The organism is Polaribacter sp. IC066 (assembly GCF_007997085.1).
GTDB lineage: Bacteria > Bacteroidota > Bacteroidia > Flavobacteriales > Flavobacteriaceae > Polaribacter.
The window spans coordinates 16,699-43,630 of sequence record NZ_VORR01000035.1; the positions used below are offsets into that span (position 1 = coordinate 16,699).

At 31.8% G+C, this 26,932-nt stretch carries 19 protein-coding genes; 11 read left to right on the forward strand and 8 right to left on the reverse strand.

Annotated elements, in window-relative coordinates:
• Positions 1 to 19 precede the first annotated feature (19 nt).
• Both ES044_RS12300 and ES044_RS12305 read left to right on the forward strand, forming a co-directional pair.
• Complete coding sequence (locus ES044_RS12300; protein WP_147120202.1) at positions 20 to 1,774, forward strand: ABC transporter ATP-binding protein; 1,755 nt, start codon at positions 20 to 22, stop codon at positions 1,772 to 1,774.
• A gap of 75 nt (positions 1,775 to 1,849) precedes the next feature.
• Positions 1,850 to 2,209, forward strand: a complete 360-nt coding sequence (locus ES044_RS12305; RefSeq protein WP_147120201.1) for a PUR family DNA/RNA-binding protein — start codon at positions 1,850 to 1,852, stop codon at positions 2,207 to 2,209.
• Between the two features lie 386 nt (positions 2,210 to 2,595).
• On the opposite strand, the gene ES044_RS12310 is transcribed toward ES044_RS12305, so the two are convergent.
• Positions 2,596 to 3,699 (reverse strand): chorismate-binding protein, encoded by a 1,104-nt coding sequence (locus ES044_RS12310; RefSeq protein ID WP_189663309.1) that lies wholly within the window; start codon positions 3,697 to 3,699, stop codon positions 2,596 to 2,598.
• 2 nt (positions 3,700 to 3,701) lie between these two features.
• Positions 3,702 to 4,118, reverse strand: coding sequence for a PaaI family thioesterase (locus tag ES044_RS12315; RefSeq protein WP_147120200.1), 417 nt, complete (start codon positions 4,116 to 4,118; stop codon positions 3,702 to 3,704).
• Positions 4,119 to 4,189: 71 nt separating this feature from the next.
• Between ES044_RS12315 and ES044_RS12320 the strand changes: the two genes are divergently transcribed.
• The 5 genes from ES044_RS12320 to ES044_RS12340 all read left to right on the forward strand — a co-directional run bounded on the left by ES044_RS12320 (position 4,190) and on the right by ES044_RS12340 (position 15,321).
• Entirely contained in the window at positions 4,190 to 4,690 is a 501-nt protein-coding gene (locus tag ES044_RS12320) for an IS1096 element passenger TnpR family protein (RefSeq protein WP_147120199.1), read from the forward strand.
• Between the two features lie 388 nt (positions 4,691 to 5,078).
• Positions 5,079 to 5,978 (forward strand): ABC transporter ATP-binding protein, encoded by a 900-nt coding sequence (locus ES044_RS12325; RefSeq protein WP_147120198.1) that lies wholly within the window; start codon positions 5,079 to 5,081, stop codon positions 5,976 to 5,978.
• Between the two features lie 19 nt (positions 5,979 to 5,997).
• Positions 5,998 to 6,843: an ABC transporter permease gene (locus tag ES044_RS12330; protein WP_147120197.1), complete on the forward strand. Its 846-nt coding sequence runs from the start codon at positions 5,998 to 6,000 to the stop codon at positions 6,841 to 6,843.
• A gap of 278 nt (positions 6,844 to 7,121) precedes the next feature.
• A complete protein-coding gene (locus ES044_RS12335) occupies positions 7,122 to 12,611 on the forward strand; it encodes a T9SS type B sorting domain-containing protein (RefSeq protein WP_147187199.1) in 5,490 nt (1,829 codons plus the stop codon).
• 1 nt (position 12,612) lies between these two features.
• Positions 12,613 to 15,321, forward strand: coding sequence for a T9SS type B sorting domain-containing protein (locus ES044_RS12340; RefSeq protein WP_147120488.1), 2,709 nt, complete (start codon positions 12,613 to 12,615; stop codon positions 15,319 to 15,321).
• 71 nt (positions 15,322 to 15,392) lie between these two features.
• Here the strand turns inward: ES044_RS12340 and infB are convergent, their stop codons facing one another.
• The 3 genes from infB to rimP are packed head-to-tail and all read right to left on the reverse strand — an operon-like array spanning position 15,393 to position 20,164.
• On the reverse strand, positions 15,393 to 18,374 hold the full coding sequence (infB, locus tag ES044_RS12345) for a translation initiation factor IF-2 (RefSeq protein ID WP_147120487.1): 2,982 nt from the start codon (positions 18,372 to 18,374) through the stop codon (positions 15,393 to 15,395).
• Positions 18,375 to 18,433: 59 nt separating this feature from the next.
• Positions 18,434 to 19,690 (reverse strand): transcription termination factor NusA, encoded by a 1,257-nt coding sequence (gene nusA, locus ES044_RS12350; RefSeq protein ID WP_147120486.1) that lies wholly within the window; start codon positions 19,688 to 19,690, stop codon positions 18,434 to 18,436.
• Between the two features lie 12 nt (positions 19,691 to 19,702).
• On the reverse strand, positions 19,703 to 20,164 hold the full coding sequence (rimP, locus tag ES044_RS12355) for a ribosome assembly cofactor RimP (RefSeq protein WP_147120485.1): 462 nt from the start codon (positions 20,162 to 20,164) through the stop codon (positions 19,703 to 19,705).
• Between the two features lie 191 nt (positions 20,165 to 20,355).
• On the opposite strand from rimP, the gene ES044_RS12360 reads away from it, so the two are divergent.
• The 3 genes from ES044_RS12360 to ES044_RS12370 all read left to right on the forward strand — a co-directional run bounded on the left by ES044_RS12360 (position 20,356) and on the right by ES044_RS12370 (position 22,095).
• Positions 20,356 to 21,186, forward strand: coding sequence for a universal stress protein (locus tag ES044_RS12360; protein WP_147120484.1), 831 nt, complete (start codon positions 20,356 to 20,358; stop codon positions 21,184 to 21,186).
• A gap of 44 nt (positions 21,187 to 21,230) precedes the next feature.
• Positions 21,231 to 21,644: a lipocalin family protein gene (locus ES044_RS12365; protein WP_147120483.1), complete on the forward strand. Its 414-nt coding sequence runs from the start codon at positions 21,231 to 21,233 to the stop codon at positions 21,642 to 21,644.
• A gap of 166 nt (positions 21,645 to 21,810) precedes the next feature.
• Entirely contained in the window at positions 21,811 to 22,095 is a 285-nt protein-coding gene (locus ES044_RS12370) for a hypothetical protein (RefSeq protein ID WP_147120482.1), read from the forward strand.
• Between the two features lie 42 nt (positions 22,096 to 22,137).
• Here the strand turns inward: ES044_RS12370 and recR are convergent, their stop codons facing one another.
• The gene (gene recR, locus ES044_RS12375) at positions 22,138 to 22,755 is read right to left on the reverse strand and encodes a recombination mediator RecR (protein ID WP_147120481.1); all 618 of its coding nucleotides are present in this window, start codon (positions 22,753 to 22,755) and stop codon (positions 22,138 to 22,140) included.
• 318 nt (positions 22,756 to 23,073) lie between these two features.
• Here recR and ES044_RS12380 point away from each other — a divergent pair, with 318 nt between their 5' ends.
• Positions 23,074 to 24,504: a sodium:solute symporter gene (locus tag ES044_RS12380; RefSeq protein WP_147120480.1), complete on the forward strand. Its 1,431-nt coding sequence runs from the start codon at positions 23,074 to 23,076 to the stop codon at positions 24,502 to 24,504.
• Positions 24,505 to 24,767: 263 nt separating this feature from the next.
• On the opposite strand, the gene ES044_RS18945 is transcribed toward ES044_RS12380, so the two are convergent.
• Together ES044_RS18945 and ES044_RS18950 are read right to left on the reverse strand one after the other, a co-directional pair.
• Positions 24,768 to 25,361 (reverse strand): transposase, encoded by a 594-nt coding sequence (locus tag ES044_RS18945; RefSeq protein WP_147187200.1) that lies wholly within the window; start codon positions 25,359 to 25,361, stop codon positions 24,768 to 24,770.
• Complete coding sequence (locus tag ES044_RS18950; protein ID WP_147187202.1) at positions 25,342 to 26,040, reverse strand: hypothetical protein; 699 nt, start codon at positions 26,038 to 26,040, stop codon at positions 25,342 to 25,344. Before ES044_RS18950 ends, ES044_RS18945 begins: the two co-directional genes overlap by 20 nt.
• Positions 26,041 to 26,932: the final 892 nt, after the last annotated feature.

The window sequence follows — 26,932 nt, forward strand, 5'->3', positions numbered from 1 at the left end:
TTTTTTAACCCAATTTTCCTTGAAAGCATTAAAATATCTAAATAAATATTTATCGAAGTACAAGTGGCGCATTTTAATAGGATTGTTAATGACAATTGTATCTAAACTACTCGCACTTCAAGTTCCCAGAATCATTGGCGATTCCTTTAATATCGTTGAAGATTATTTAAGCGAAAATGTAACGGATGTAGCTGTTGTAAAACACGAACTATTAATGAATGTACTCATTATTATAGGGGTTGCTTTATTAGGTGGCTTTCTTACTTTTTTAATGAGACAGACCATTATTGTGACTTCTAGATTAATTGAGTTCGATTTAAAGAATGAAATTTATCAACAATATCAAAAATTATCTCTCAATTTTTATAAGAACAATAGAACGGGTGATTTAATGAATCGTATTAGTGAAGATGTTTCTAAAGTAAGAATGTATGTTGGCCCTGCTATTATGTACTCTATGAACATGCTTGTACTTTTTGCCGTAGGTTTCACACAAATGGCACGCGTAGATTTAAAATTAACGTTATACACCTTAATTCCTTTTCCGCTTTTAGCCATTGCCATTTCTGTATTAAGTAGAGTTATTCATAAAAGAAGTACCATTGTTCAAGAATATTTATCAAAATTAACCACCTTTAATCAAGAGTTTTTTTCGGGAATCAATGTGGTAAAATCTTACGGTATTGAAGCGGCCACTATTAAAGCTTTTGATGTAATTTCTGATGAAAGCAAAGATAAAAACATCGAGCTTCAGAAAGCAAATGCACTCTTTTATCCTTTGATGCTTTTACTCATCGGAATCAGTAATTTAATTGTTATTTATGTGGGCGGGAATCAATATATAAACGGCGAAATTAAAGCTGGCGTTATTATTGAGTTTATTTTGTATGTAAATATCTTAACATGGCCCGTTGCCGTGATTGGCTGGGTAACTTCTATGGTGCAGCAGGCCGAGGCATCGCAAGCAAGAATTAATGAGTTTTTAGACCAAGTTCCAGAAATTAAAAACAACCAGCTAACAAAAACAGAAATACAAGGTAATGTTACTTTTAAAGGAGTTACCTTTATCTATGAAGACACCAACATTACAGCGTTAAAAAATATTTCTTTTTCTGTAAAATCTGGTCAAACTTTGGCTATATTAGGAAACACAGGTTCAGGCAAATCTACCATTATAGAACTAATTTCTAGATTGTATGACACCACAAAAGGCACTGTTTTTTTAGATGATATTCCTATTCAAGAAGCTAATTTAAATGATGTTAGAAAACAAATTGGTTTTGTACCGCAAGATCCTTTCTTGTTTTCTGATACGATTAGTAACAATATTAAATTCGGAAAAGAAGAGGCTACCGAACAAGAAATTATAAACGCCGCAAAAAATGCCGTTGTACATGATAATATTATTGAATTTACAAATGGTTATAAAACCATTCTTGGCGAGCGAGGTGTAACACTCTCTGGCGGACAAAAACAGCGTGTTTCTATTGCTAGAGCAATTATAAAAAATCCTAAAATATTAATTTTTGATGATTGTTTATCTGCTGTTGACACAGAGACAGAAGAAAAAATACTCTCAAATTTAGAAAAAATTTCTAAAAACAAAACCACTTTTATTATTAGCCATAGAGTTTCATCAGCAAAAAATGCTGATAAAATTATTGTTTTAGACAATGGTGCTATTATACAACAAGGAACTCACAATCAACTCATAAAACAAGAAGGGTATTATAAAAATTTGTATGACCAACAACTTTTAGAAAAAGAAAATTAATCTTTAACGTTGCAACGTAAAATATTTTATTAGATTTGTAAGTATAACAAACAATAACCACTATTTAAAAAGATTATGGCAGAGAGAGTTGAACAAGAAGAAATTTTTTCACAGGTATTAAGAGCAGGAAGAAGAACTTATTTTTTTGATGTAAGAGCAACAAAAGCAGACGATTACTATTTAACTGTTACAGAAAGTAAAAAATTTACGCATGACGATGGCACGTTCCATTATCAAAAACATAAAATATATTTATACAAAGAAGATTTTGCTGATTTTCATGAAATGCTACAAAAAGCTACCGATTATATTGTTACCGAAAAAGGAGACGAAGTAATTAGTGAACGCCATCAAAAAGATTTTAAAAAAGAGGAAAGCACTGAAGAAATAGCGCCAACACAAAACTTTACAGATCTTTCTTTTGACGATATCTAACAGTTGCAAACTATTTTTTCAGTATCTTGTTTGCGCAGTTATAGACTATTTTATTATTGACTTTTTGTGAATAGTTAGTTATCCCAAAAGGTTTTTTAAAACAATTTTAATTCAGATTCAATTTACACATTTACTAGAAAACCGTAAGCTTTTGTTTACGGTTTTTATATTTTTGGCAAAGTTAAGCACTTGAATACATAAAATTGAAACGACTATCGAAGAATCAAAAAAAATCCATTTTATACTTCAATCTACAGCGCAAGATTTCAAGCCAACATCAGAATAAGTATTGAAACAAGTTTAGTACGTATAGCGGAATTAATTCAGTCTACAATTTTGAGTTCAGAGCTTCACTATTTATCAAAATTTAGTTTCAGTAAATAAAATTATAAAACCCGTTTCATCGTTCTACTTTTAGAAACAGTTTCCTCCCACTCTTTTTTAGCATCACTATCTTTTGTAATACCGCCACCAACATAAATAAATGCGTTATTATCTTGAATTTCCATACACCGTAAATTAACAAATAAAGAAGAATTTGTGCTTTTTAAACTTTGATTGTCCATATGTATTTCGCCTAAAAAACCAGTGTAAAAAGTACGCTTATAATTTTCATTTGCCACGATAAATTCTTTTGCACTATCTCTCGGTAAACCGCAAACTGCCGGTGTTGGGTGTAAAGCTCTAATGAGTTCTTTTAAATTTGATTTTTCTACTAAAATCCCCGTAACTGTTGTTTTTAAATGCAATAAATTGCCCGCTTTCACGGTTTTAGTTTTATCAATTTTTAAATTTGATGTAATCTCTTTTACTTGATCTTTTATAAAATCTGTAACCAACTGCTGCTCTTCTAATTCCTTACTTTTCCAGACTACGTTTTCTAATTCTAATAAACTTGATTCTGTTTGTGCTGAACTTAATTCGGAATCTACATGATACACCTGCGTACCTGCTAAAGACATCGTTTTAAAATCTGAATTTTTTATCAGTACAAGAGTCTCTGGAGTTGCACCCAACCACAAACCTACTTTTGGATGAAACCAAACATATACAAAGGCATTTTTATAATTTTGCAGTAATTTTTGATATACTTTTAATAGATTAAAATCGGCTAATTCAATTTTTTCTTTTCTAGAAATCACTACTTTTTTTAAAGCAGTTGTATTGATTTCCTGAATCGTTTTTTTTACCAATTTAAGATGATATTCCTCTGAAAGACCATCAGCCAAATATTCTTTTTCCTCGATATTAATACTGTTTAAAGAAAGTTCTTCTGCTAAAAGTTCAGCTTTTTCAAAAGGAAATAAAATTGTTTTTTCAGACGCATTAAAAGGCGCAAAAACAAAGCCTGATTCTGCAAAGTTCTCGGAATAAAAAAGAGCGTCATCTTCCATAAAAAAACCAGTAAGCGTTGTCTTGTTTGGTTTTCTATAAACTACAAAAGGTAATTCTTTATTATAAAAAGTGTTTATTTTATCAAAAAGTTTCATTCTTATTTTTTATCTAAAACAATGTTGGTCAGTTTACAAATAGAAATTAAATTCTCTTCTTCATCCATAATTCTAATTTCCCATAAATGAGTGGTTCTACCCTTATGAATTGGTTTTGCAATTGCCAAAACAACCCCGTCTTTTTTACTTTTTAAATGATTGATGCTTAACTCAATTCCCTTAATAATTTTGGTCTTTGTATCTACAAAAAGTGCCGATGCACAGCTACCAACAGTCTCCGCTAAAGCAGCAGTTGCACCGCCGTGTAAAATTCCGTAAGGCTGATAAACTCTAGAATTTACAGGCATTTTTGCGGTTACAAAGTCTTCACCAACGTCTACAAACTCTATTTCTAAAGTTTCCATAAGTGTATTTTTATTAAGATTGTTTAAAATTTCTAGTGTTTTTATTTTATCCATTAAAGAGCCGTTTAAAGGGTAAAAATACGTATAATTTATTGTATTTTTGCAGTCCTATATTTAATGATTTTATGTACAAAATACGCGTTATTTTAGATACCCAAGAAGATGTAATTAGAACTGTTTTAGTTGATGATAGCATCGATTTAGAAAGCTTACATACTACAATTGCTTCGTCTTTTGGTTTTGCTGGTCAAGAAATGGCTTCCTTTTACAAAACCGATGATGAGTGGAACCAAGGAGAAGAAATACCTTTATTTAATATGGCAGAGGCTGGTGAAGACATTTCTATGCAGTCTTGTATCCTATATGAAATCTTACCCGAAGAAAACAATAAGCTGATCTATGTTTATGATTTCTTAAAAATGTGGACTTTTTATGTGGATGTTATTGAAATATCTGAAGAAAAAAGAGAAGATATACCGCAAACTATTTTATCTGTTGGCGATATACCTGCCGAAGCGCCTGAAAAAGAATTTGTTGCAGAAAAACTTGATGATGGTTTTGGTGATGAGGAAGATATTGATGACGAATTTGGTCATTTTGATGATTTCGATTATAATGAATATTAACAAAATCGTGTAATTGCTTAAATGTTGAATTGCCTAAATGTTGCATAGCTATAAATAATCAAATTTCATTTTAGAATTCTTGCTACTAGTTCACAAATTTCTTTAAAATTATCTTTGAATATTTTATTGAATTTTCAAGATTCACTTGGACTTTATTATTTGTAAAATCATTTTTTTGGATAAAAAACAACTTAATACATCGCAAAATTTAAACAGCAAAGTGTACTACTTTCATAAAACCTTAACCGTAAAATTACTATAACAATCCTCTTTAAGTATAACTTTTTCACAATTAAACAAGTTTCCCAATAAACGATTACACCTATTTCCTCGTAACAAAATTGTATTTTAGTCGTCATAAATAGCATAACCGACTAAATCAATTTCTTTGGAAACTATCTTATCTCTCAAAAACCTCGATAAAAAATACGGAACTGTTCACGCAGTAAACAATCTTTCTTTTGATATTCAGAAAGGAAATGTGTACGGAATTTTAGGGCCAAATGGCTCTGGTAAGTCTACTACTCTTGGTATTATTTTAAATGTTGTAAACAGAACTTCTGGCGAGTTTTCTTGGTTTAACGGAAATCTATCTACACATCAAGCTTTAAAGAAAGTTGGGGCTATTATAGAGCGCCCAAATTTTTATCCTTACATGACGGCTGCTCAAAATTTAGCCTTAATTTGTAAAATAAAAGGAATATCAACAGAAAAAATCGATCAAAAATTAACAACTGTAAACCTATTTGATAGAAGAGATAGTAAGTTTAGTACTTTTTCTTTGGGAATGAAACAACGTTTAGCAATTGCTTCTGCGTTATTAAATGATCCTGAAATTTTAATTTTAGATGAACCCACAAATGGTTTAGATCCTCAAGGAATTCATGAAATTAGACAAATTATTCAAAATATTGCAGCAAACGGAACTACCATTTTATTGGCTTCTCATCTTTTAGATGAAGTAGAAAAAGTATGTTCTCATGTTATTGTCATTAGAAAAGGAGTAAAATTATACGCTGGTCGCGTAGATGAGTTAACGGCTTCTAATGGTTTATTAGAACTAAAAATTGATAAAAAAGAAGCGGAATTGATTGTACTTTTAGAAAACCATGTAGCTATTAGCAAAATCAAAAAAGATCATGAAACAATTATTGCTACTTTAAATCGCGAAATTTCAGCTACAGAAATTAATACATATTTGTTTGAAAAAGGTTTTATTTTATCGCATTTGGTAAAGCGTAAACCTAGTTTAGAGCAACAATTTTTAGATTTAACCAACAACCAATAATCAACTAAACCTTACAGTCATGTTAAGACTACTTACTATAGAATTCCATAAATTAAAATACAATAGAGCCAGCAAAATACTTTCTATTATTTACTTTGGGTTGCTTACCTCCATTGCATTAATAGCCTCAATTAAGTTCGAGTTTGGTAATTTTAAACTGCATTTAGCAGATGCAGGAATCTTTAACTTTCCTTATATATGGCATTTTAATACCTACGTAGCATCCATTTTAAAATTCTTTTTATTACTGGTTATTGTTTCTATGATGTCTAACGAATACAGTTATAAAACATTAAAACAAAACTTAATTGATGGTTTAAGTAAAAAGGAATTTATTCTTTCTAAATTTTATACCGTGGTTGTTTTTGCATTGATATCAACTGTTTTTGTCTTTGTGGTTACATTGGTTTTAGGACTTGTATATTCTGATTATAATGAACTTTCAATTATATTTTCTAATCTAGAGTATGTACTCGCATTCTTTATAAAATTAGTAGGATTCTTTTCTTTCGGATTGTTTTTAGGAATTCTTGTAAAACGTTCTGCGTTTGCAATTGGTGCTATGGTGGTTTGGCTCATTATAGAAAGCATGTTTAAAGGGTTTTTATATTGGCAATTTAGAAGTGCTGAAAAAACAGGCGAAACTGTAGATACTATCATGCAATTTTTACCTTTAGAGGCTATGGCTAATTTAATTAAAGAACCATTTTCTAATTTAGGTGCGGTAAGATCTGCTGCAAATACTATGGGAGAGGTCTTTACCAAAAGTTATTCTGTAGAATTTACAACCATCTTAATCGTTTCTTTTTGGACTTTTATTTTTGTGTATTTATCTTATAAACTACTAGTAAAAAGAGATTTGTAATTTATATCTCTTCTTTATCAAACAAAAAGAACGCTATTATTAAACAAATAATTTTGGCTAGATATCTATTTTAAACAAAAAAACCCGATGTAAAAATCTTGTTTTTTTGTTTTCTAATGTGCCTAAAACAAAGCATTTTTTTTTATAAACTCGTACTTTCTTTATATTTCTAAATCAAAATTAAACTTTTAAAAATATTTCAATTTTCTTTTGTAATTTGCATTACATGAATTTTTTAGTTCATCATTGCTTATAACCACTTTTATCAATTGAAAATAATGTCTAAAACTTTACAGTCAATAGTATGTATACTCATGGGTTTCATCACCTATCAAAATATACATGCGCAATTAAGTAAAAAACACTATTTACCGCCATTAACATATGCAGAAGCAGGAAATGCAAATCCTGAAAATCAATATTTTTACATATCAACGCCAAAAAATCAGAATGTAAGTTTTACCATTAAAAGAATAGGCTTTCCTGATAATGACATTAAAGGTACTGTGTCTAGTACTTCACCACAAGAACTATTTATAGGCAATGGCAATAGCCAACTTTTTGTAGATTCAAGAACCACAAGTATTGTTCACAACAACAAAGGCTATATCATAGAAGCTAATGATGTAATCTATGTTTCTATTAGAGTTTTAGCAGGTGGTGGCGCACAAGCAGGTGCGCTAGTCAGTAAAGGTGCATCCGCTTTAGGTACTACTTTTAGAGCCGGCATGTTTACCAACGAAAATCCGCAAAACAATTATCTGAATTTTATTTCTGTAATGGCATCCGAAGAGAATACACAGGTAACTTTTGATGATTTACCCGCGGGTATTCTCATTAAAAATTATACAGGTACTTTACCAATTTCTATAACTTTAAATGAGGGTGAAAGCTATGTAGTTGCTACAAATTCTTTTGATAATGTTATCAATAGAGATGGCTTAATTGGTACTTTAATAAATGCCGATAAACCAATTATTGTAAATGTAGGTTCTGCAAATGGTAGTTTTCACAATGGTGGCGGACGAGATTATGGAATAGATCAAATTGTTGGTGTAGATAAAATTGGTTCCGATTATATTTTTGTAAAAGGTAACGGTACTAATAATTGGGAAAACGTTTTAATTGTGGCTCATGAAAACAACACAGCAATACGTATTAATGGAGGTAGTGCAGCCGAAACCATAAACAAAGGACAATATCTTTTAATTGAAGGAAATCAATACAATGCAAATGGTAATATGTTTGTAAAAACTTCTGCCCCTGTTTTTGCATACCAAGGAATTGGAGCAAATAATAGCGAAGCCAATCAAGGGTTGTTTTTTGTACCACCTTTAAGTTGCGAAAACAGAGGAAAAGTAGATAACATACCAAACATAGAACGTATTGGTGGTGTTACCTTTAATGGCGGAATTACTATTGTTACCAACAAAGGAGAAAGTGTAAATATCAACTCGCAACCCATTGCAAACTTTACAACTTCAGGTCCTTTTGATGTTGACGGAAACCCTAATTATGTAACCTATAAAGTAACAAATTTAACAGGTAATATTTCTATTGATAGCGGCGGAGAAATCTATTGTGCCTATTTTAATCAAAACGGCGCTGCAACTTCTGGTAGTTTTTATTCTGGCTTTCTTTCATCACCAGAAATTAATTTTGATACTACAGTGGCTTCTCTAGGCAATTGTATTCCGAATCTTACTTTACAAGCTGCAAATACCGATTTATTCGATAGATTTGAATGGCAATATTTTAATGAAGCAACATCTTCTTGGGAGGCAAGAAGTATCAATGAAGACTATAAACCTTTAGATTCTGAGCCAGGAAAATATAGATTAATTGGCACTGTAGATTGTACCAGTGCAACTTTCGAGTCTATTGAAATACCTGTAAGTCTTTGTCCTGACGATTTTGATGGCGATTTAATCATCGATAATTTAGATGTTGATATTGATAATGATGGTATTTTAAATTGTGATGAATCACTTGGAAATGCTACTTTAGATATTAGTGACATTAATAATCCTGAAATTAGTTTTCGAGATAACTCTAAAAACTCCACAATAATTTCTAGCATATATACGGAAACAGATTTTGGCGATTCTTTTATTGGTAATACCAGCGGTAATTTTGAATCTGTTATAAATACAACAGTGAATTCTAAACTAGCGTATACGCTAAATTTTACTCAAAATATTAATTTTAAATTCTCTCAAAATGAGGATTTTGATCATGTCATTTCTGAAGGTGAATTTTTTGTGCTAAAAATTGGCCCAAATAATAAAAATGTAACGCTTTTAGATCCTGATAATCAACTTTTAATTGACACAAATTTTGATGGCGAATTTGAATCTGGAGTTACCAATTTTTCTGCATCAGAAATTCGGTTTAAATACAGATTAAACACAACTGCAGCGGCAAGTACGTTTCAGTTTTTAGCAAACCAAGTAAATCAACTTATTTTTAAACATCAATCAACAAGCCTTGTCGCAACATCTCGGTTTAACGGCAACATGGAACTCACCTGCTTTTCTTTGGATTCTGATGGCGACGGCGTTGAAAATATGTTTGATTTAGATTCGGATAATGACGGAATTCCTGATATTAATGAAGCTTTTCCGCAACCAAATTCTATTTCTGGTTCAGACACCAATCAAGATGGTTTAGACGATGTTTTTACAACTACTTTAAATGTAGATTCTGATAGTGATGGTATTTTAAACTACCTAGATTTAGATTCTGATAATGATGGTATTTTTGATACCACTGAAGCTGGTCATAATTTAGATACGGATTTTGACGGTGTTATTGATAACGCAAACGCTTTAATCGGTATCAATGGTTTAGTCGATGCTTTAGAAACTTTCCCAGATGCAAAAATACTTTCACTAAAGTATATAATTGCAAATACCGACAATGATACCGATTTTAACTTTGTAGAATTAGACGCAGATAACGACGAATGTTTTGATGTTACTGAAGCTGGTTTTACAGATGAAAATAATGATGGTATTCTAGGAAATAGTCCGGTTCAAGTTGATATAAATGGAGTAGTAATGAATGCCGCAAATGGTTACACAAATCCGAATTTAGAGTATACTACAAGCGCTCCAATTATTTTGAATACGTCCTTTGAAGATCTTGCTTTTTGTGAAAATAATACAGATTATATAAGTATAAACTCCACAGCAGAAAGCTTTCAATGGGAAATTTCTAAAGATGGCAGAAGTTGGAGCATAATTACCGACGACACTTTTTACATGGGTGGCAAAACAAATACTTTACAAATAAGCAATACACCTTTAGCGTACAACAATAATCAATACCGAGTTAATTTAAACAGAACGGGCAACGCTTGTACAGTAACTTCAAATACGGTTACCTTAACTGTAAACCCAGCACCAACTGTAACACCAGAAGTAAATTTATTACAATGTGATGATGATTTAGACAGAATATCTACCGTGAATCTTACAGAAGCAGAAATTAGCATTTCGGCAAATTATGAGAATGAAACTTTTACCTATTTTGAAACAGAAGCGCATGCCATTGCTGGTACGCCAGAGGTTGATGACAAACTGCGATACCCTGTAAACCAAAACGGTGAAGCTTGGGTAAGAACTATTTCTGCAGAAAATTGTTTTAGAATTTCTAAAATAAACTTAGAAGTAGAAGCGGCGGCTGATGTTGCTTACAATAAAGAATTCCCGGCTGTTTGTGATGATTTCTTGCAAACAGACGGCACAAATGGCGCTGATAACAATGATACAGATGGTATTACAAATTTCGATTTTAGTGATGCTGATGCAGAAATTATTGTCTTCTTTCCGCCTGCCTTACAACCCGATTTAGAAATTTCGTATTATCAAACCAAAGAGGATAGAACTGCAGTCATAAACCCGATTGCAGATATCTCTAATTATAGAAATATTGGGTTTCCTTCGGATGTAACAAGGCAAACCATCTATTTTAAAATCACCAATAAAAATAATAACAATTGTAGCGGAACCGGTGAGTTGTATTTAAAAACAGCTGTAGTACCTAAGGCAAATACAGTCACAGATTTAGAGCTTTGTGATAATGCCAACGACGGCGACGGCGCAAACGGAATTGTACAATCTTTTAATTTAGAAAGTCAAACAGATGCTATTTTAAGAACTCAAAATCCCGATGATTTTACAGTTACCTACCACATTTCTGCTGCGGACGCCAATAGTGGTAATGAGCCTCAAAATGCTACTTTTGCAAACACAGTTCGAGATTCGCAACTAATTTACGTAAGAGTAACCAACAATACAACAGGTTGTTTTACAGCGCAAAGTTCTTTTAATGTGATTGTAAATCCGATTCCGATTGCTAATTTTGTAGAAGATTTAGAAGTTTGTGATGACAATTCTGATGGTTCTGCAAGAAACGGTTTTTCGCAATCTATTGATTTAGAATCGCAAACACCCGGAATTTTAGGAACACAAGATGCTACTCTTAATCAAGTAACCTATCATCGTACTTTTGCAGATGCTCAAATAGGAAATAATCCTTTAATTTCTCCGTATTCAAATAACAATCCGAATAGAGAAACTATGTATGTGCGTATTTTTAATACGGCAACTTCTTGTGTTAACGGAATTTCTAATTTTGATGTGCTTGTAAATCCTGAACCAACTTTTATAGCTCCTACTAATTTATCGTATTGTGATGATGCGTTAGATGGTGATGATGCTAACGGAATTGTGCAAAACATAGATTTGGATAGTAAAATTCCTGAAATATTAGGTAGTACGCAAAATCCGAATGATTTTATCGTTACTTTTCATCTTTCGCAAACAGATGCAACTACTGGAGATAATGCTATTGAATCTCCTTATGAAAATACAAATCCGACAGAAACTATTTATGTACGCATTCAACAAAAACAAACCTTGTGTGTAAATGACGATGCTACGTTTGATGTGATTATAAATTCATTACCAGATTTTACAGTTACCACACCTCAAATTTTATGTTTAATCGATGCCCCTTTAAATATTGCAGTAGAGAATCCACGTGATGTTTATAGCTATGAATGGAAAGATGAAAGGGGTGCAACTATTGGCACAGACAGCAATATTAACGTATTTTCTGGCGGAACTTATCGAGTGACAGCAACCACAACAAACGGCACCGATTGTGAAAGAGAAGAAACCATCGTCATCAATGAATCTGATCCTGCAATTTTAGAAAATAGTTTTGTAACCATTATAGATGAAGGAAATAATCTTGGGAGTACTAATAATTTATCAATCTCTATTGATACTATCAGTAATACTATCGGTATTGGAGATTATCAGTTTGCTGTTTTAAACACCGATAATAATGAAAGATTCCCTTTTATTGGTTTTCAAGAGGAACCGATGTTTGAAAATTTAGAAGGCGGAATTTATCAAATTATTGTGAATGATAAAAATGGTTGTGTACCCGATACTACTTTGTTAGTTTCAGTCATACAGTTTCCGAAATTCTTTACACCAAATGGGGATGGCGACAATGATTTTTGGATAGTAAAAGGTGCTAATCAAACTTTTTATCCAAATGCAAGTATCAATGTATTTAATAGATTTGGAAAATTAGTAGCACAAGTGCCCATTGACAGTGAGGGTTGGAACGGAATTTATCAGGGTAAATTATTACCCTCTGATGATTATTGGTATAATATCACCCTAATTCCTGCAGATACCACAAAACCAAGCATCACTAAAAAAGGAAATTTCTCGCTTTTAAGAAAATAAAATGATAAAAACTTATAGTGTCTTCTTCTTTATTCTGACAAGCATAAGTTTAAGCGCTCAAAACGAAACGATTCATTGGTATTTTGGTAATAAAGCTGCCCTAAATTTTGATAAGGGTCGTATAGAAGTTCTAGAAGATAGTGAAATGGATACTCCTGCAGGCTCTGCTTCTATTTCTAATGAAGACGGACTTTTAATGTTTTATTCTAATGGTACAACAGTCTGGAACAGGAATCATGAAGTAATGGAAAATGGAAATGGTCTTGCCGGAGATGCGAATAATTTTCAGTCTGCCATAATTATCCCAAAACCAGGAAATGATACTTTATATTATTTATTTTATTCGAGACTTAATAATAGCTCAAATCCTTTGGTAACTCCGGGTATTTTTTATTCTGAAATAGAGTTTAGTAATGAGTTTCCATTAGGTAAAGTAATTAGAAAAAATGCTTTTTTAGACTCTGACTCACCCGCTGAAAAGCTAACTGCGGTGCATCATAAAAGTGGAGAATCTTTTTGGTTACTAACATTAACCGCAGAAGACGCTGACTCCGAAAAGCTAAAGACAGTTTTTAAAGCCTATCATATTACCGATACTGGCTTAAACACTAATGAAGTTAAAACGGAATTGAATTTTGGGATTGATAATTTTGGATCTATGAAAATCTCTGCAGATGGTAAAAAGTTATTGGTTGCAAGCAATACTGATAACACTAGAGTAAAGTATGTTCATTACTTTAACTTTAATAATGAAACGGCAGACATTACTTTTCTTCGAAATTTAATTATAGACCCACCAGGAGCTAATTGGCCACCAAAAGGTTTGGAGATATCTCCAAACGGTCAGTTTGTTTATATAAGCTTTAAAGCAGGAAATCAGAACGGAATCTTTCAATACCAGTTAGAAGGTCAGGGAGCATCAGACGATCCACACGCAATTCTTTATTTAAGACCAAATATTATTGTTGAAAGTTTACAACTCGCAAATAATCAAAAAATTTATGTTGCTTTATCTTTAAGTGATAGCGATAGTGAAACTATCGGTGTTATTTCTAATCCGAATGAAAAGGGTTTTTCGTCACTATACACGTCTGCCCCTTTCCGTCTTACTCCTAGTGGTTCGAGAAAAGGATTACCAACCTTTATACAATCCTATTTTGCCTCTAAAATAATTACAGAAAATCAATGTTATGTAGATAAATTCAGCTTTTCATCTGAATCTTATGCGCCGATATCTGATGCTATTTGGGACTTTGGTGATGGTAATTTTGGTTCTGGCGCAAATACTTCACATACCTATTCAGCACCCGGTAAATATACGGTTCAAGGTGTTTTAACGGTAGGATCTAAAAAAGTAACCGTGTATAAAATAGTAAGTGCGTATGCGCTACCAAACTTACTGGCTAATCAAGAATTAATAGAATGTGACGAAAATTTTGATGGATTATCTATTTTTAACCTGAATTCAATTCGTGAAAAAATAACCAATCCTGCTTTAAATGAGGAGCTTTTCTTTTATACAAGTCTAAATAATTTAACTAATGATATTCAAATTAAGGATTCAGAAAATTTTCAAAATACCGCACCCAATCAAGAGATATTTGTAAAAGCAATAAATGTAAACGGATGTTCTAAAATCACCTCTTTCTCTGTAATTGCGCGCTTTGTTGAACTAGGAAATATTCCTGATTTTTTTGTTTGCGAAAATTCTGATGGCGTTTCTGGAAATGCAAAGGGTCAGTTTGTAACCACTATTTTGGCCAGTACAATTAGAACTCAACTCGGTATAGAGAATACTACCATACTTTCTTTTTATCCTAGTTATATAGATGCTCAGACCAACTTAAATAAGTTTGAAGAAAATTTTAACTCCGCGTCAAGCACCATATTTATAAAAGCACAAGAAGCAGATTTTTCTTGTGGTGGCATACAATATTTTAATATTATTGTAAATTCAGAGCCGCTCATAAACCTTCAAGATACCTATAAAATTTGTTTTAACCCTAATGCTAAACCCCCTGAAATTATTCAAGCAAATACTTCTAACAACCGTTTTGAATGGCGAAACAGTAGTGGGAATGTTATTAGTATCAATCCCAATTTCACGCTTGATACCCTTGGTGAATTCTCATTAACTGTATATAAAACAGAAAATGGAATACAATGTACAAATACCAAAAATTTTAGGATTGAGAATCCAGATCAGCCAAAATTTTCTAAAGTTCTCATCAATACAGAAGATGAAACTAACAATATCGTTGAAGTTTTTATAGAAGGAAACAGCAGTTATGAGTTTTCTTTAGACACTCTAAACTACAATGGCAATGCATCGTCCTACACGTTTAATAATGTAGCTGCAGGATTAAGAACTATTTATGTGAGAGATATAAATAATTGCGAACAACCTATTCAAACAAATGCCTCAGTTATTGGATTTCAGAAATTTTTCACCCCAAATAATGATGGTAAAAATGATTTTTTTAATATCAAAGGTTTAGACGCTAGTTCTTTTAAATCTATCGATGTTAAAATATTTGATCGCTATGGCAAAATTATTGCATCTATTACAGACTTAAATTCTTTGGGTTGGGATGGTAATTATGATGGCAAAAAGATGCCTTCTAATAGTTATTGGTTTACCGCAATCATTATAGATAAAAATGATAATCTCATCAAAGAATCTAGAAACTTTAGCTTAATTAGAAATTGATACGCAAAAAAAAACACCAAAACTAAATTTAGTTTTGGTGTTTTTTGTAATACTCTTCTCTTTTTAAAGTTTTATTTCAACTTCTTTTTAACTGCTACTTCTTTGTAAGCTTCAATTACATCACCTTCTTCAATATCATTGTAATTCTTCAACTGAAGACCACAATCATATCCTTTAGCAACCTCTTTTACATCATCTTTAAATCGTTTTAATGATGTTAAAACTCCGTCATGAACAACAATTCCTTCTCTAATAATTCTTATTTTAGAATCTCTGAATATTTTACCAGACATTACCATACAACCTGCAATGTTACCAACTTTAGAAATTTTATAAACCTCTCTAATCTCTACATTACCAGTAACTTCTTCTTTCATTTCAGGAGATAACATTCCTTCCATGGCATCTTTCAAGTCATTAATTGCATCATAAATAATAGAATATGTTCTAATATCAACTTCTTCCTTATCTGCTATCATTCTTGCATTTCCTTGCGGACGCACATTAAAGCCGACAATAATTGCATCTGAAGCTGTTGCTAATAACACATCACTTTCTGTAATGGCACCAACACCTTTATGTAAAATATTTACTTGAATTTCTTCTGTAGATAATTTTTGGAAAGAATCTGTTAATGCCTCTACAGAACCATCTACATCTCCTTTTAAAATTATATTTAACTCCTTGAAATCTCCAAGTGCAATACGTCTTCCAATCTCTGCAAGCGTAAGTGTTTTCTGTGTTCTTACAGATTGCTCTCGTTGTAATTGAGAACGTTTAGAAGCTATTTGTTTTGCTTCTCTTTCATCGTCAAAGACAACAAATTTATCACCTGCTTGTGGCGCGCCATCTAAACCTAAAATTGATACTGGTGTTGATGGACCTGCAACCTTTAAATTATTTCCTTTGTCATCAAACATCGCCCTCACTTTACCACTGTGTTTACCTGCTAACAAGTAATCTCCAATTTTTAAAGTTCCTGCTTGTACTAATATCGTAGAAACATATCCTCTACCTTTATCTAACAAAGCCTCTACAACTGCCCCTACTGCATTTTTGTTAGGATTTGATTTTAACTCTAAAATCTCTGCCTCTAACAAAACTTTTTCTAATAAATCAGGAACCCCTTCGCCTGTTTTTGCTGAAATATCTTGAGACTGGATGTTTCCACCCCACTCTTCGATTAACAAATTCATTTGAGATAATTGTGTTTTCACATTATCTGGATTCGCGTTTGGTTTATCTATCTTATTAATTGCAAATATAATAGGTACTCCGGCTGCTTGCGCATGAGAAATAGCTTCTTTTGTCTGTGGCATTACATCATCATCCGCCGCCACTACAATAATTACTAAATCTGTTACCTGCGCCCCACGTGCACGCATTGCTGTAAACGCCTCGTGACCTGGTGTATCTAAAAATGCTATTTTTTGATCGCCTACTTTTACAGAATATGCTCCAATATGTTGCGTAATTCCTCCACTTTCGCCATCAATAACATTTGCTTTTCTAATATAATCTAATAGCGAAGTTTTACCATGATCTACGTGACCCATTACTGTAATAATTGGCGCACGTGTTATTAAATCTTCTGGTTTATCAATTACCTCTTCTATTGACTCTTCTACTTCTGCACCTACAAATTCTACTTTGTGGTTAAACTCTTCAGCAACAATTACTAATGTTTCAGCGTCTAAACGCTGATTCATTGTAACCATCATTCCTAAAGACATACATGCCGAAATAATATTTGTTACAGGAACGTCCATCATCGTAGCAACTTCACTTACTGTAACAAATTCTGTTACTTTTAATATTTTGCTATCTAATGCTTGCGCTTCTTGCTCTGCTTCTGTTTGCTCTTTACGAGCATCTCTTTTATTTCTACGGTATTTTGCACCTTTACCTCTAGAAGATTTCCCTTGAAGCTTTTCAAGAGTTTCTCTTACTTGCTTTTGGATATCTGCTTCTGTTGGCTCTTCTTTTTTAACAGGGGTAGCACTTCTGCTAGTTCCTCTTGCTCCTCTAAATCCAGGACTTCTAGTTCCGGGGCTTCTTGTAGCAGGACTTCTAGCTCCTGCGGCACCTCTGTTTCCAATTGGTCTGCCTACGCCGCCGCCGCCAGTTGCGCCTGGTTTGCTAATACGCTTGCGCTTCTTTTTAGCATCTGCACTTGTAGTTTTCTTAACTTCAGGTTTCTTCTTTTTAGGTCTTTCAAATTGTTTTAAATCAATTTTCTTACCCGTAAAGTTAGGTCCATCTAACTTTTTATACTGCGTTTTTATAGCTTCTGCATTTTCTGCAGTAACCTCTTCAGGTTTTCCTTCAGATTTTTGATCCTCTTTTCTAGCGTCTGACTTTCTAGAATCTACTTTCGCTTCTGCTTTAGAAGCTACTTTTTCGATTTCTGAAACTGACTTTCTAACTTTTAGAATCTCTAATACAGGTTTTTCAGCTTTTACTTCCTCGACTTTAACCTCTTCAACCTTTGGCGTTTCTTCTGTTTTAACCTCTTCAACCTTTGGCGTTTCTTCTGTTTTAACCTCTTCAGCTTTGACAACTTCTTGTGGTTTCACAGTTTCTTCAACTTTAGGTGCAGCAACAACTTCTTTTTGTTCTTTTGGAACGTCTTTAACTTCTTGCTTTGGTTCTTCTTTTACCTCTTTGATCATATCAACAGGTTTTTTGCCAACCTGATCAATATCTATCTTGCCAACAGTTTTAAACTCTAACTTGTCTGCTTTAGCTTTAAGAACCTCTTCCTTCTTAACCTCTTCTTGCGCTCTTTTTTTCTCTAATTTAGCCTCAAGTTCTAAACGAATCGCCTCTTTCTCCTTGCGTTTTTCTTCGCCAACCTCTTTAGATGCAGCTTTCTTGTTTGCATCTGTTTCAAAGCCATCTTGTAAAACTTGATAGATGTCACCAGAAATTTTAGTCGTTGGTCTTGCTTCTATTTCATGACCATTCTTTGCTAAATATTCTACCGCTCTATCAAGAGAAATGTTTAACTCTCTTAACACTTTATTAAGCCTCATTGTTTTGCCTACAGACATAAATTCTTTTTAACTTTATAATTGTAAAAATATACCTTTTACTTCACTTTTGTGCACTATTATTCTTCAAATTCTTCTTTCAGAATTCTTTGAACATCTACAATTGTTTCTTCTTCTAAATCAGTTCTCTTAACCAACTCTGCAACACTTGTTTCTAGTACACTTCTTGCAGTATCTAAACCGATTTTCTTGAATTCTACGATTACCCAATCTTCAATCTCGTCACCAAATTCTGTTAACTCTACATCTTCTTCTTCTAAACCTTCTCTTTGAACGTCTATTTCATAACCTGTTAACTCACTTGCCAAACGGATATTTACGCCGCCTCTACCAATTGCTTTAGAAACTTCTTCTGGTTTTAGTAAAACGCTTACACGTCCTTTTTTACCATTTTTTTCTTCGTCATACATGGTAATTTCCATTGATGTTACTTTTGCCGGACTCAATGCCCTAGCGATAAATAACTGCTCGTTTTTGGTATAATTGATCACATCAATATTTTCGTTTCCTAATTCACGAACAATTCCGTGAATTCTAGAACCTTTAACACCTACACAAGCTCCAACAGGATCTATTCGATCATCATAAGAATCTACAGCTACTTTTGCTTTTTCGCCTGGAATTCTTGCAACACCTTCAACCGTAATTAAACCGTCAAAAACTTCTGGAATTTCTTGTTCGAATAATTTATTTAAAAATGAAGGAGCTGTTCTAGATAAAATAATTGCAGGTTTATTACCTCTTAATTCTACCGTTTTAATAACACCTCTTACAGAATCTCCTTTTCTAAAAAAGTCTGATCTAATTTGCTCACTTTTTGGTAATACAATTTCATTACCATCATCATCTAATAGAATAATTGCATTATGACGAATATGATGCACTTCTGCCGTGTATAACTCGCCTTCTAAATCTTTAAAATGCTTGAATATATTTGTACTATCGTGCTCATAAATTTTAGAAATTAAGTTTTGACGCAAAGCCAAAATAGCTCTTCTTCCTAAATCGATTAATTTTACTTCTTCAGATACATCTTCTCCAATTTCAAAATCGGGCTCAATTAACCTTGCTTCCGCCAATTCAATCTCTTCGTTATCATCTTCAGAAAAACCATCTGCAACTACTACTCTATTTCTCCAAATTTCTAAATCTCCCTTATCTGGGTTAATAATAATGTCAAAATTATCATCTGAACCAAATTTACGTTTTAGGGTAGCTCTAAATACTTCTTCTAAAATAGACATTAATGTTACTCTGTCTATACTTTTATTATCTTTAAATTCTGAAAACGAATCAATTAACGCTATATTTTCCATTCTATATTTTACTTAAAATACAATCTTCACTTTTGCTTCCTTAATATCTTGGTATGCTATTGTTGCTGTCTTTTGAACAGTAACTTTCCCTTTACCTATTGGCTTTGGCTCTCTAGCTTTCCAATTTAGCACAATTTTATCATTATCGGCTGCTACTAAAGTACCTTCTACTTCCTCTTCAGCCAACTTAACTTTTAAAATTCTATTGACGTTTTTAATATATTGTCTCTTTAATTTAAGTGGGTGAGAAATATCTGGTGTTGATACTTCTAGAGAAAAATCTTCTTCTTCCCTATCAAACTTATCATCGACACTTCTACTTATTCGTATACACTCACTTAAAGGAACGCCATTGTCTCCATCAACAGTAATCTGAATTTTATTGTTTGCTGAAATAACTAAATCAACTAAAAACAATGATTCATTTACTGCTAAAGCCTCGTCTACTAAATCTTTTACTTTGGTTTGATCCATTTTAAAATTTTACAAAATTCTCAAAAAATTTGCTTTTGAGTATAAAAAGAGGGGACTTTAAGTCCCCTCATTTATCAAATTACTGTTAAATTCGGTGCAAATATACTAAATGTTTGCTATTTAACAAACTAATATATATTCAATTATTTTCGTAGCTTTAAGTATCTTATAAAAATCTAAATTTTAGCGTCATGAAAAAAATTTTAGTCCCGATTGATTTTTCAAAAAAATCTGAATTTGCCTCTAAAATGGCGGCAAGAATTGCTAAAAAATCTAACAGCACAATTTACTTATTACACCTCATAGAATTGCCCACTGGAGTTGCCGATATGGGCGCAGGTAGTAACTTTAGCATCCCTGAAAGTATGCTATACTTAAGAAAGGTTAGAGAGCAAATTGTAGCATTTAAAAATAACTTCTTTCATAAAAGCACTGATGTTCATTATGCTATAAAACTTCAAAACCCTTATGAGGGTATTTTAAAATATGCTGATAAAATAAATGTCGATTTAATTGTGATGGGATCCAAAGGTCATTCTAATTTTGAAGAAATACTTATTGGATCGAATACCGAAAAAATAGTAAGAACGTCTAAAGTACCCGTTATTGTAGTAAAAAAGGACAATGAAAAATTTAGAATGAAAAATTTAGTTTTTGCTTCTAGTTTTAAAAATGAGAATAAAAAAGAAGTTTTTAGAAAGTTTTTAGGGTTTGCAAATCATTTTAAAAGTAAAATTCATTTACTAAAGGTAAATACACCCTCTAATTTTGAGAGTACGCAAGAAGCAACAGAAAAAGTAAAGCGCTTTATAAAAGAATTCGACTTGCCCAAATATTCGATTCATATTTACAATGATGTTTCTATTGAAAAAGGAATTTTAAATTTCTCTAGAGATCTTAATGCTAATTTAATCGCTTTGAGTACCAGCGGCAGAAGTGGTTTATCTCATTTGTTTTCTGCCAGCGTCACAAAAAATCTATCTAAAAAAGCCTTAAAACCTATTTTAACTATTAAGGTTTAAGATTTGTACTTTATATTTGCCCTAAAATTTTGCAAATATTAGCTATGAAAAAAATATACAAATTCCTTTTAACAATAGTTTTTCTTTCTTCTTGCAGTTCTAATGATAATTTAGGTTTGTCTACCGACAAAGTTGTTGGGAGTTGGAGTTTAATATCACAAATAATTGATGGGAAGGAGACCATAACTGATTGTGCAAAACAAACCATTTTTACTTTTCAGGCAGATCGAGTGCTAACACAAACATTTTATAGTATTTTTAATAATGGCTGCAATGCCGGCCCTCAAATTGTAAGTAATTGGTTTTATTCAGGAAACTCTCAATATAGAATAGAAAGTACAAATGGTACACTAAGGTCTCTCGAATTTATTTTTACTAAAAATAACACTAAATTTAGTTTAGAAGAGGCAGATAGTAATGGGCAAATAATTGTTTCTGTTTTTGTAAAGATTATTTAATTCATTTTTTAACGATTCAATTATACTTGTATTTTTAGATAAAAAAATTATTTTTACTATTTTTCGCGACTGTCATTTTAATTTCTTGTGAATCGGATAATGACACGGATTTAGATCCAATTATCGGCACTTGGCAATTACTTCCTAAAAAGTAAATGAAGCAGAAATGATTGCAGAATGTGGCAGAAAAACTACAATTACTTATTTAGCAAACGGAACAATATCCGAGGTTTCTTATCATAATCAAACAAATACTACTTGCTATACAAATGTAAATTCTGCTAATTGGGAAAATATAGAGAACACAACGTATATAATTGATTATGGGAATAATGATAGTGGAACCCGTAAAATAACATTCTTTGAGAATAATAGTATGTGTAGCTTTATATCTATACAAGAATATAACGGGACATCAAACACTTATAAAGCAACTTACAAGAAATATTAACCGAAAAACAGCTCACTTTATCACTTTAAAAGTGTTTTTTTTTTAACTTCTAATAGATTGCTCAAAAGGAATTCGATTTACAATACTTCTACCCAACGTAATTTCATCTGCATATTCTAATTCGTCGCCAACAGAAATTCCGCGTGCAATTGTAGACGTTATAATGTTAAACCTTTCTATTTGCTTATAAATATAAAAATTAGTGGTATCGCCCTCCATTGTTGAGCTTAATGCAAATATAAGTTCTTTTGTTTCACCTTTTTCAACTTTGTTTATTAAAGATTCTATTTGTAGGTTTTGCGGACCAATACCCTCAATAGGAGAAATTTTACCGCCTAAAACATGGTATAAACCACTAAATTGCGAAGTGCTTTCAATAGCCATTACATCTCTAATATCTTCTACCACACAAACAATTTCTGGATTCCTTTTTGGGTTTTGACAAATATCACACAAAATAGTATCTGAAATATTATGACATTTTTCGCACGTTTTTACATCATTCCTCAAATGCAGCAACGCTTCCGTTAAATAAGATGTATTTTCTTTTGGTTGTTTTAATAAATGCAACACCAAACGCAATGCTGTTCGTTTTCCGATACCAGGTAAACGAGATACCTCATTCACTGCATTTTCTAATATTTTTGATGAAAAATCCATAGTGTGCAAATTTAATACTTTCAATAGAAAAAAGAGAAGAGATTTTAGAGAAAAGACGTTCTAGATATTTATTAAATTAATTGGGTAAACAGAAGCAATGAATTCTTAAATCAAAAAAAAAAATCTAAATAATTTTTAATTTTATATACACCCCTTATCGTTATAAACCCTAAAACGAAAAGCAATCTGTTTCAATTCGTTTCTACTTTATCTCTAGTATAAATCAGTTTTTCTAAAACTTACACTCTCTTTTCTTTTTTCTCTTTTCCGAACTCTAAAAATCCTATATTCGTAGCCTTAAAAAAAGTAAATCTAAAGATGCAACCAATCCATATTTTATTATTAATTGTTAGCTATTTTTCAGTGTTGATGTTTATTTCTTATCTCACTGGAAAATCTGCCAATAACAAAACTTTTTTTAAGGCAGATAATTCTTCGCCTTGGTATTTAGTGGCTTTTGGTATGATTGGTGCCTCACTTTCTGGGGTCACTTTTATTTCTGTTCCTGGTTGGGTAGAATCGCAAAGCATGAGTTATATGCAAATGGTTTTAGGCTATATTGTGGGTTATGCTGTTATTGGTTTGGTTTTATTACCCCTATATTATCGGTTAAACTTAACATCAATTTACACCTATTTACAAGATCGGTTTGGTGATTATTCTTATAAAACGGGTGCAAGTTTCTTTTTAGTATCAAGAACAATTGGCGCTGCTTTTAGACTCTTTTTAGTCGCTAATGTGCTACAATTATTATTGTTTGATGCTTACGGAATTCCTTTTTGGGCAACCGTGACGATTACCATTCTATTAATTTGGTTATACACCTTTAAAGCAGGTATAAAAACAATAGTTTGGACAGATACTTTGCAAACCTTGTTTATGTTAATTGCAGTTGGTGTGTGTATTTATACCATTTCTTCTGAAATGGAAATTACCAATATTTTTTCTTATGTTGCAGAAAACGAACTTTCTAAAACATTCTTTTTTGACGATATAAAAGCTGGTGATTATTTCTGGAAACGTTTTTTAGCAGGCGCTTTTATAGCTATTGTAATGACTGGTTTAGACCAAGATATGATGCAAAAAAACTTGACCTGTAGAAACTTAAAAGATGCACAAAAAAACATGTTTTGGTTTACCATTGTTTTGGTAATTGTTAACTTTTTCTTTTTGGCTTTAGGAGTTTTATTAACAGATTATGCGCAGCAAAACGGAATTGATGCTCACAAAGATCAACTTTTTCCTATTATCGCCACAAAAGGAACTTTAGGTTTAGCAACCGCAATTTTCTTTTTATTAGGATTAATTGCCGCAGCATATTCTAGTGCAGATTCGGCATTAACTTCTTTAACAACTTCTTTTAGTATTGATATTTTAGAAATTGATAAAAAGAAAAATCCAAAAGATCAAGAAAAAACTAGAAAGCAAATTCACATTCTTTTTTCTTTTATATTGATTGGAACTATTTTGGTTTTTAAATATTTTATTACAGATGCCAGCGTAATTGCGAATATTTTTAAAGCTGCAGGATATACCTATGGACCACTTTTAGGTCTATACAGTTTTGGATTGTTTACGAAACTAAAAGTAAAAGATAAAATGGTGCCTGCAATTTGTTTACTCGCACCTGTTTTAACTTTCATTATCAGCTACCAAAGTTTAGTGTTTTTTAATTTTGATTTTGGCTTTTTTGTTTTAGTTCTAAACGGATTTTTAACTTTCACCGGCTTGTATTTGGTAAAACCTTAAATCCACAAGTAACATATTAGGATAGTTGAGTTCATTTTAGTTGTATTTAGAATGATGCAACTTTTCAATTAATTGCTATTTCAACGTTCGTTTTAACTTATTTTTTACCTTTATTTTCTAGTTAAGGTTTAAATCATTGAAATTTCATTTTTGGGAAGAAATCAAAAGAACAAAAAACTTAACTATCTTATTTTAAGTAAGTTGTGTTTTTGTAGTAGTCGTAATTATCTTAAGCAATTTACTTTATCAAGAAATTTTAATGCTTAAATTAGCAGAGGATACTCTTTTTTGGTATACAATTTTAGGATATTTTGTCTGGAATGGTATATCCATTTAAATGGAACCACTACAAATCTAAAAATGAACTTTTTTAGTCTGTATGTTGTTTTTACAAAAGATACTTTTTCTGAAAAAACAGTGAGTAAATGCAAGAAGAAATTTCTGCACATTGCCATAACCATCATAAAGACCGTATTTTGTTCCAAAAATGAAAAAGGTAATTTTTTCCAACCAAAATCATTATTCATTTCATCAAAAATCTTTTCAGCAGCACCTCTTTGATTGTAATATTCAATAACCTCTTGGTCTGAAGAATCGGTATCTGTGGTTAAAATGGCTCGATAAATGAAATTATCTTGATATTCAGTATCAGTTTGTCCTGTTTTATTACGCTCACGACTTACCACATAACGGTAGGTTTTATCGCCTTTAAAGGGCGTGTATTTTACACTGCAAACTTCTATATCAAAAAGACCTATACGTACAGTTTTCCAGTTTTTTACTGCTCTAATTTGGCAAGAAAGTTCTACACAACGTTGCGCTCTTATATAAAACAATTTACTGTTTTTCCACCACATCAATACTATCTTTACTGAAAGAACCACAGTCCATTCGACTTCTATTTATTTTTATGTTCTTGCTTTCTAGCAGTGAATACGAACTTTTTAAGGTATCAGCTTGCTTATATTTTACGTTCGTATTTCCATTTCTATTTTCGATATGAACAATGTGTTTTCCAATAGTAGAAACACCAGGGAAGTAGCCACGTTTCATTTTATAACTCTTTTTTGAGTCGTATTTTTCACATGGGATAAACTGATGATCGAAATCAAAATCATAGTATTTATTAATTTCTAAAACCCTTGTTTTAAGCAGCATATCTAGGTTTAAAGCATTCAGTTTTTTGTGAGTACTAAACTGATGTTCGATACCCGAATTACTGATATGAACTTCTTTTGACTGTGCTAAACTTTTTAAAACTCGACCAATAGTATCTGGAGAACAAACTTTTAAATTTGGAATTTGAAGAAAGTCTGTCTTTAAATGTTGCTCGATATCTTCGGCGCAATCCCCTCCTGCTAAAAATAGCATCCAAAGATTTTTAATTACATCTAAATAGCTAAATTCTGACTGTAAAGGTCTCTGTCCAAGTTGCTTTTCAATCAATGAAGAGAATTCAAGATTATTAAATATTTCGGATATAAAATTTAATCCGCCGTAAGCACTAATATTTTCTGTAGTTGTTGTAATTTTCACCTGTCAGGGTTTTCATCCAAGTTGGTGAAAATTATTGAGATGGAAAAGTCTTGTAACTACTATTTTTACAGGACTTTCCGTTTCTTTTGAATTGAGACCTGCGGAGTTAAGGTCATAATCTAATTATTGGAAATATAAATTCGTATTGCTACTCGTCTGCATTTATACCTACTTTGAGAAATAATTTTATCAACCAAAAAAAAATTAAGAGTTTTTACTGGATTCGAATTTGGACTCGGAACCATTAAATGCAATGCCGACAATACTTATTTTAATAATTTTCAGCATGAAGAATTAAGTGGCGGAATTTCTATTATATCTTTAAGTGTTGGCACAAATAAGTGTTTTAACGACCATTTCTGAATTGAATTTATAATTCCATACCTCACGTTAAGAATATTACTTCAGAAAATTTTAATACTATTTATACAGGTGTTGGTCAGACTATTGGGTTGACCTACAAACTAAATTAAACCTAAATTTATTCTTTTAAAGTTTAAAAAAAGTCTTCAAAGAACGTTGTTTTCACTAGTCTTTTCATTTTTTATCAACCCAATCATAACCACACTCCTATTAAAAAAATCTTACCAACCTTTATAAAATAGAATTACTAGAGCTACATCAAAGTAATATTTTCAAAAAACAAATTCATTTTTTTTCATAAATCTAAAATATTTTAATTTAAATTTGAGAGAGATATTAACAGGGCAAACTCACACTTTTTTTCCTTAAAAAAGCATTATAAATAGCTATTTTATAGTTGTTTAAGTTGTTTTAAAACCGTATATTATACTGATAATCAATACATTAACAGTATGAATCCAGATAGTAAAATAATAAGTATTTTTGGTAAGTTAGAAGACCCTAGAAGCCATATAAATCAATTACATGA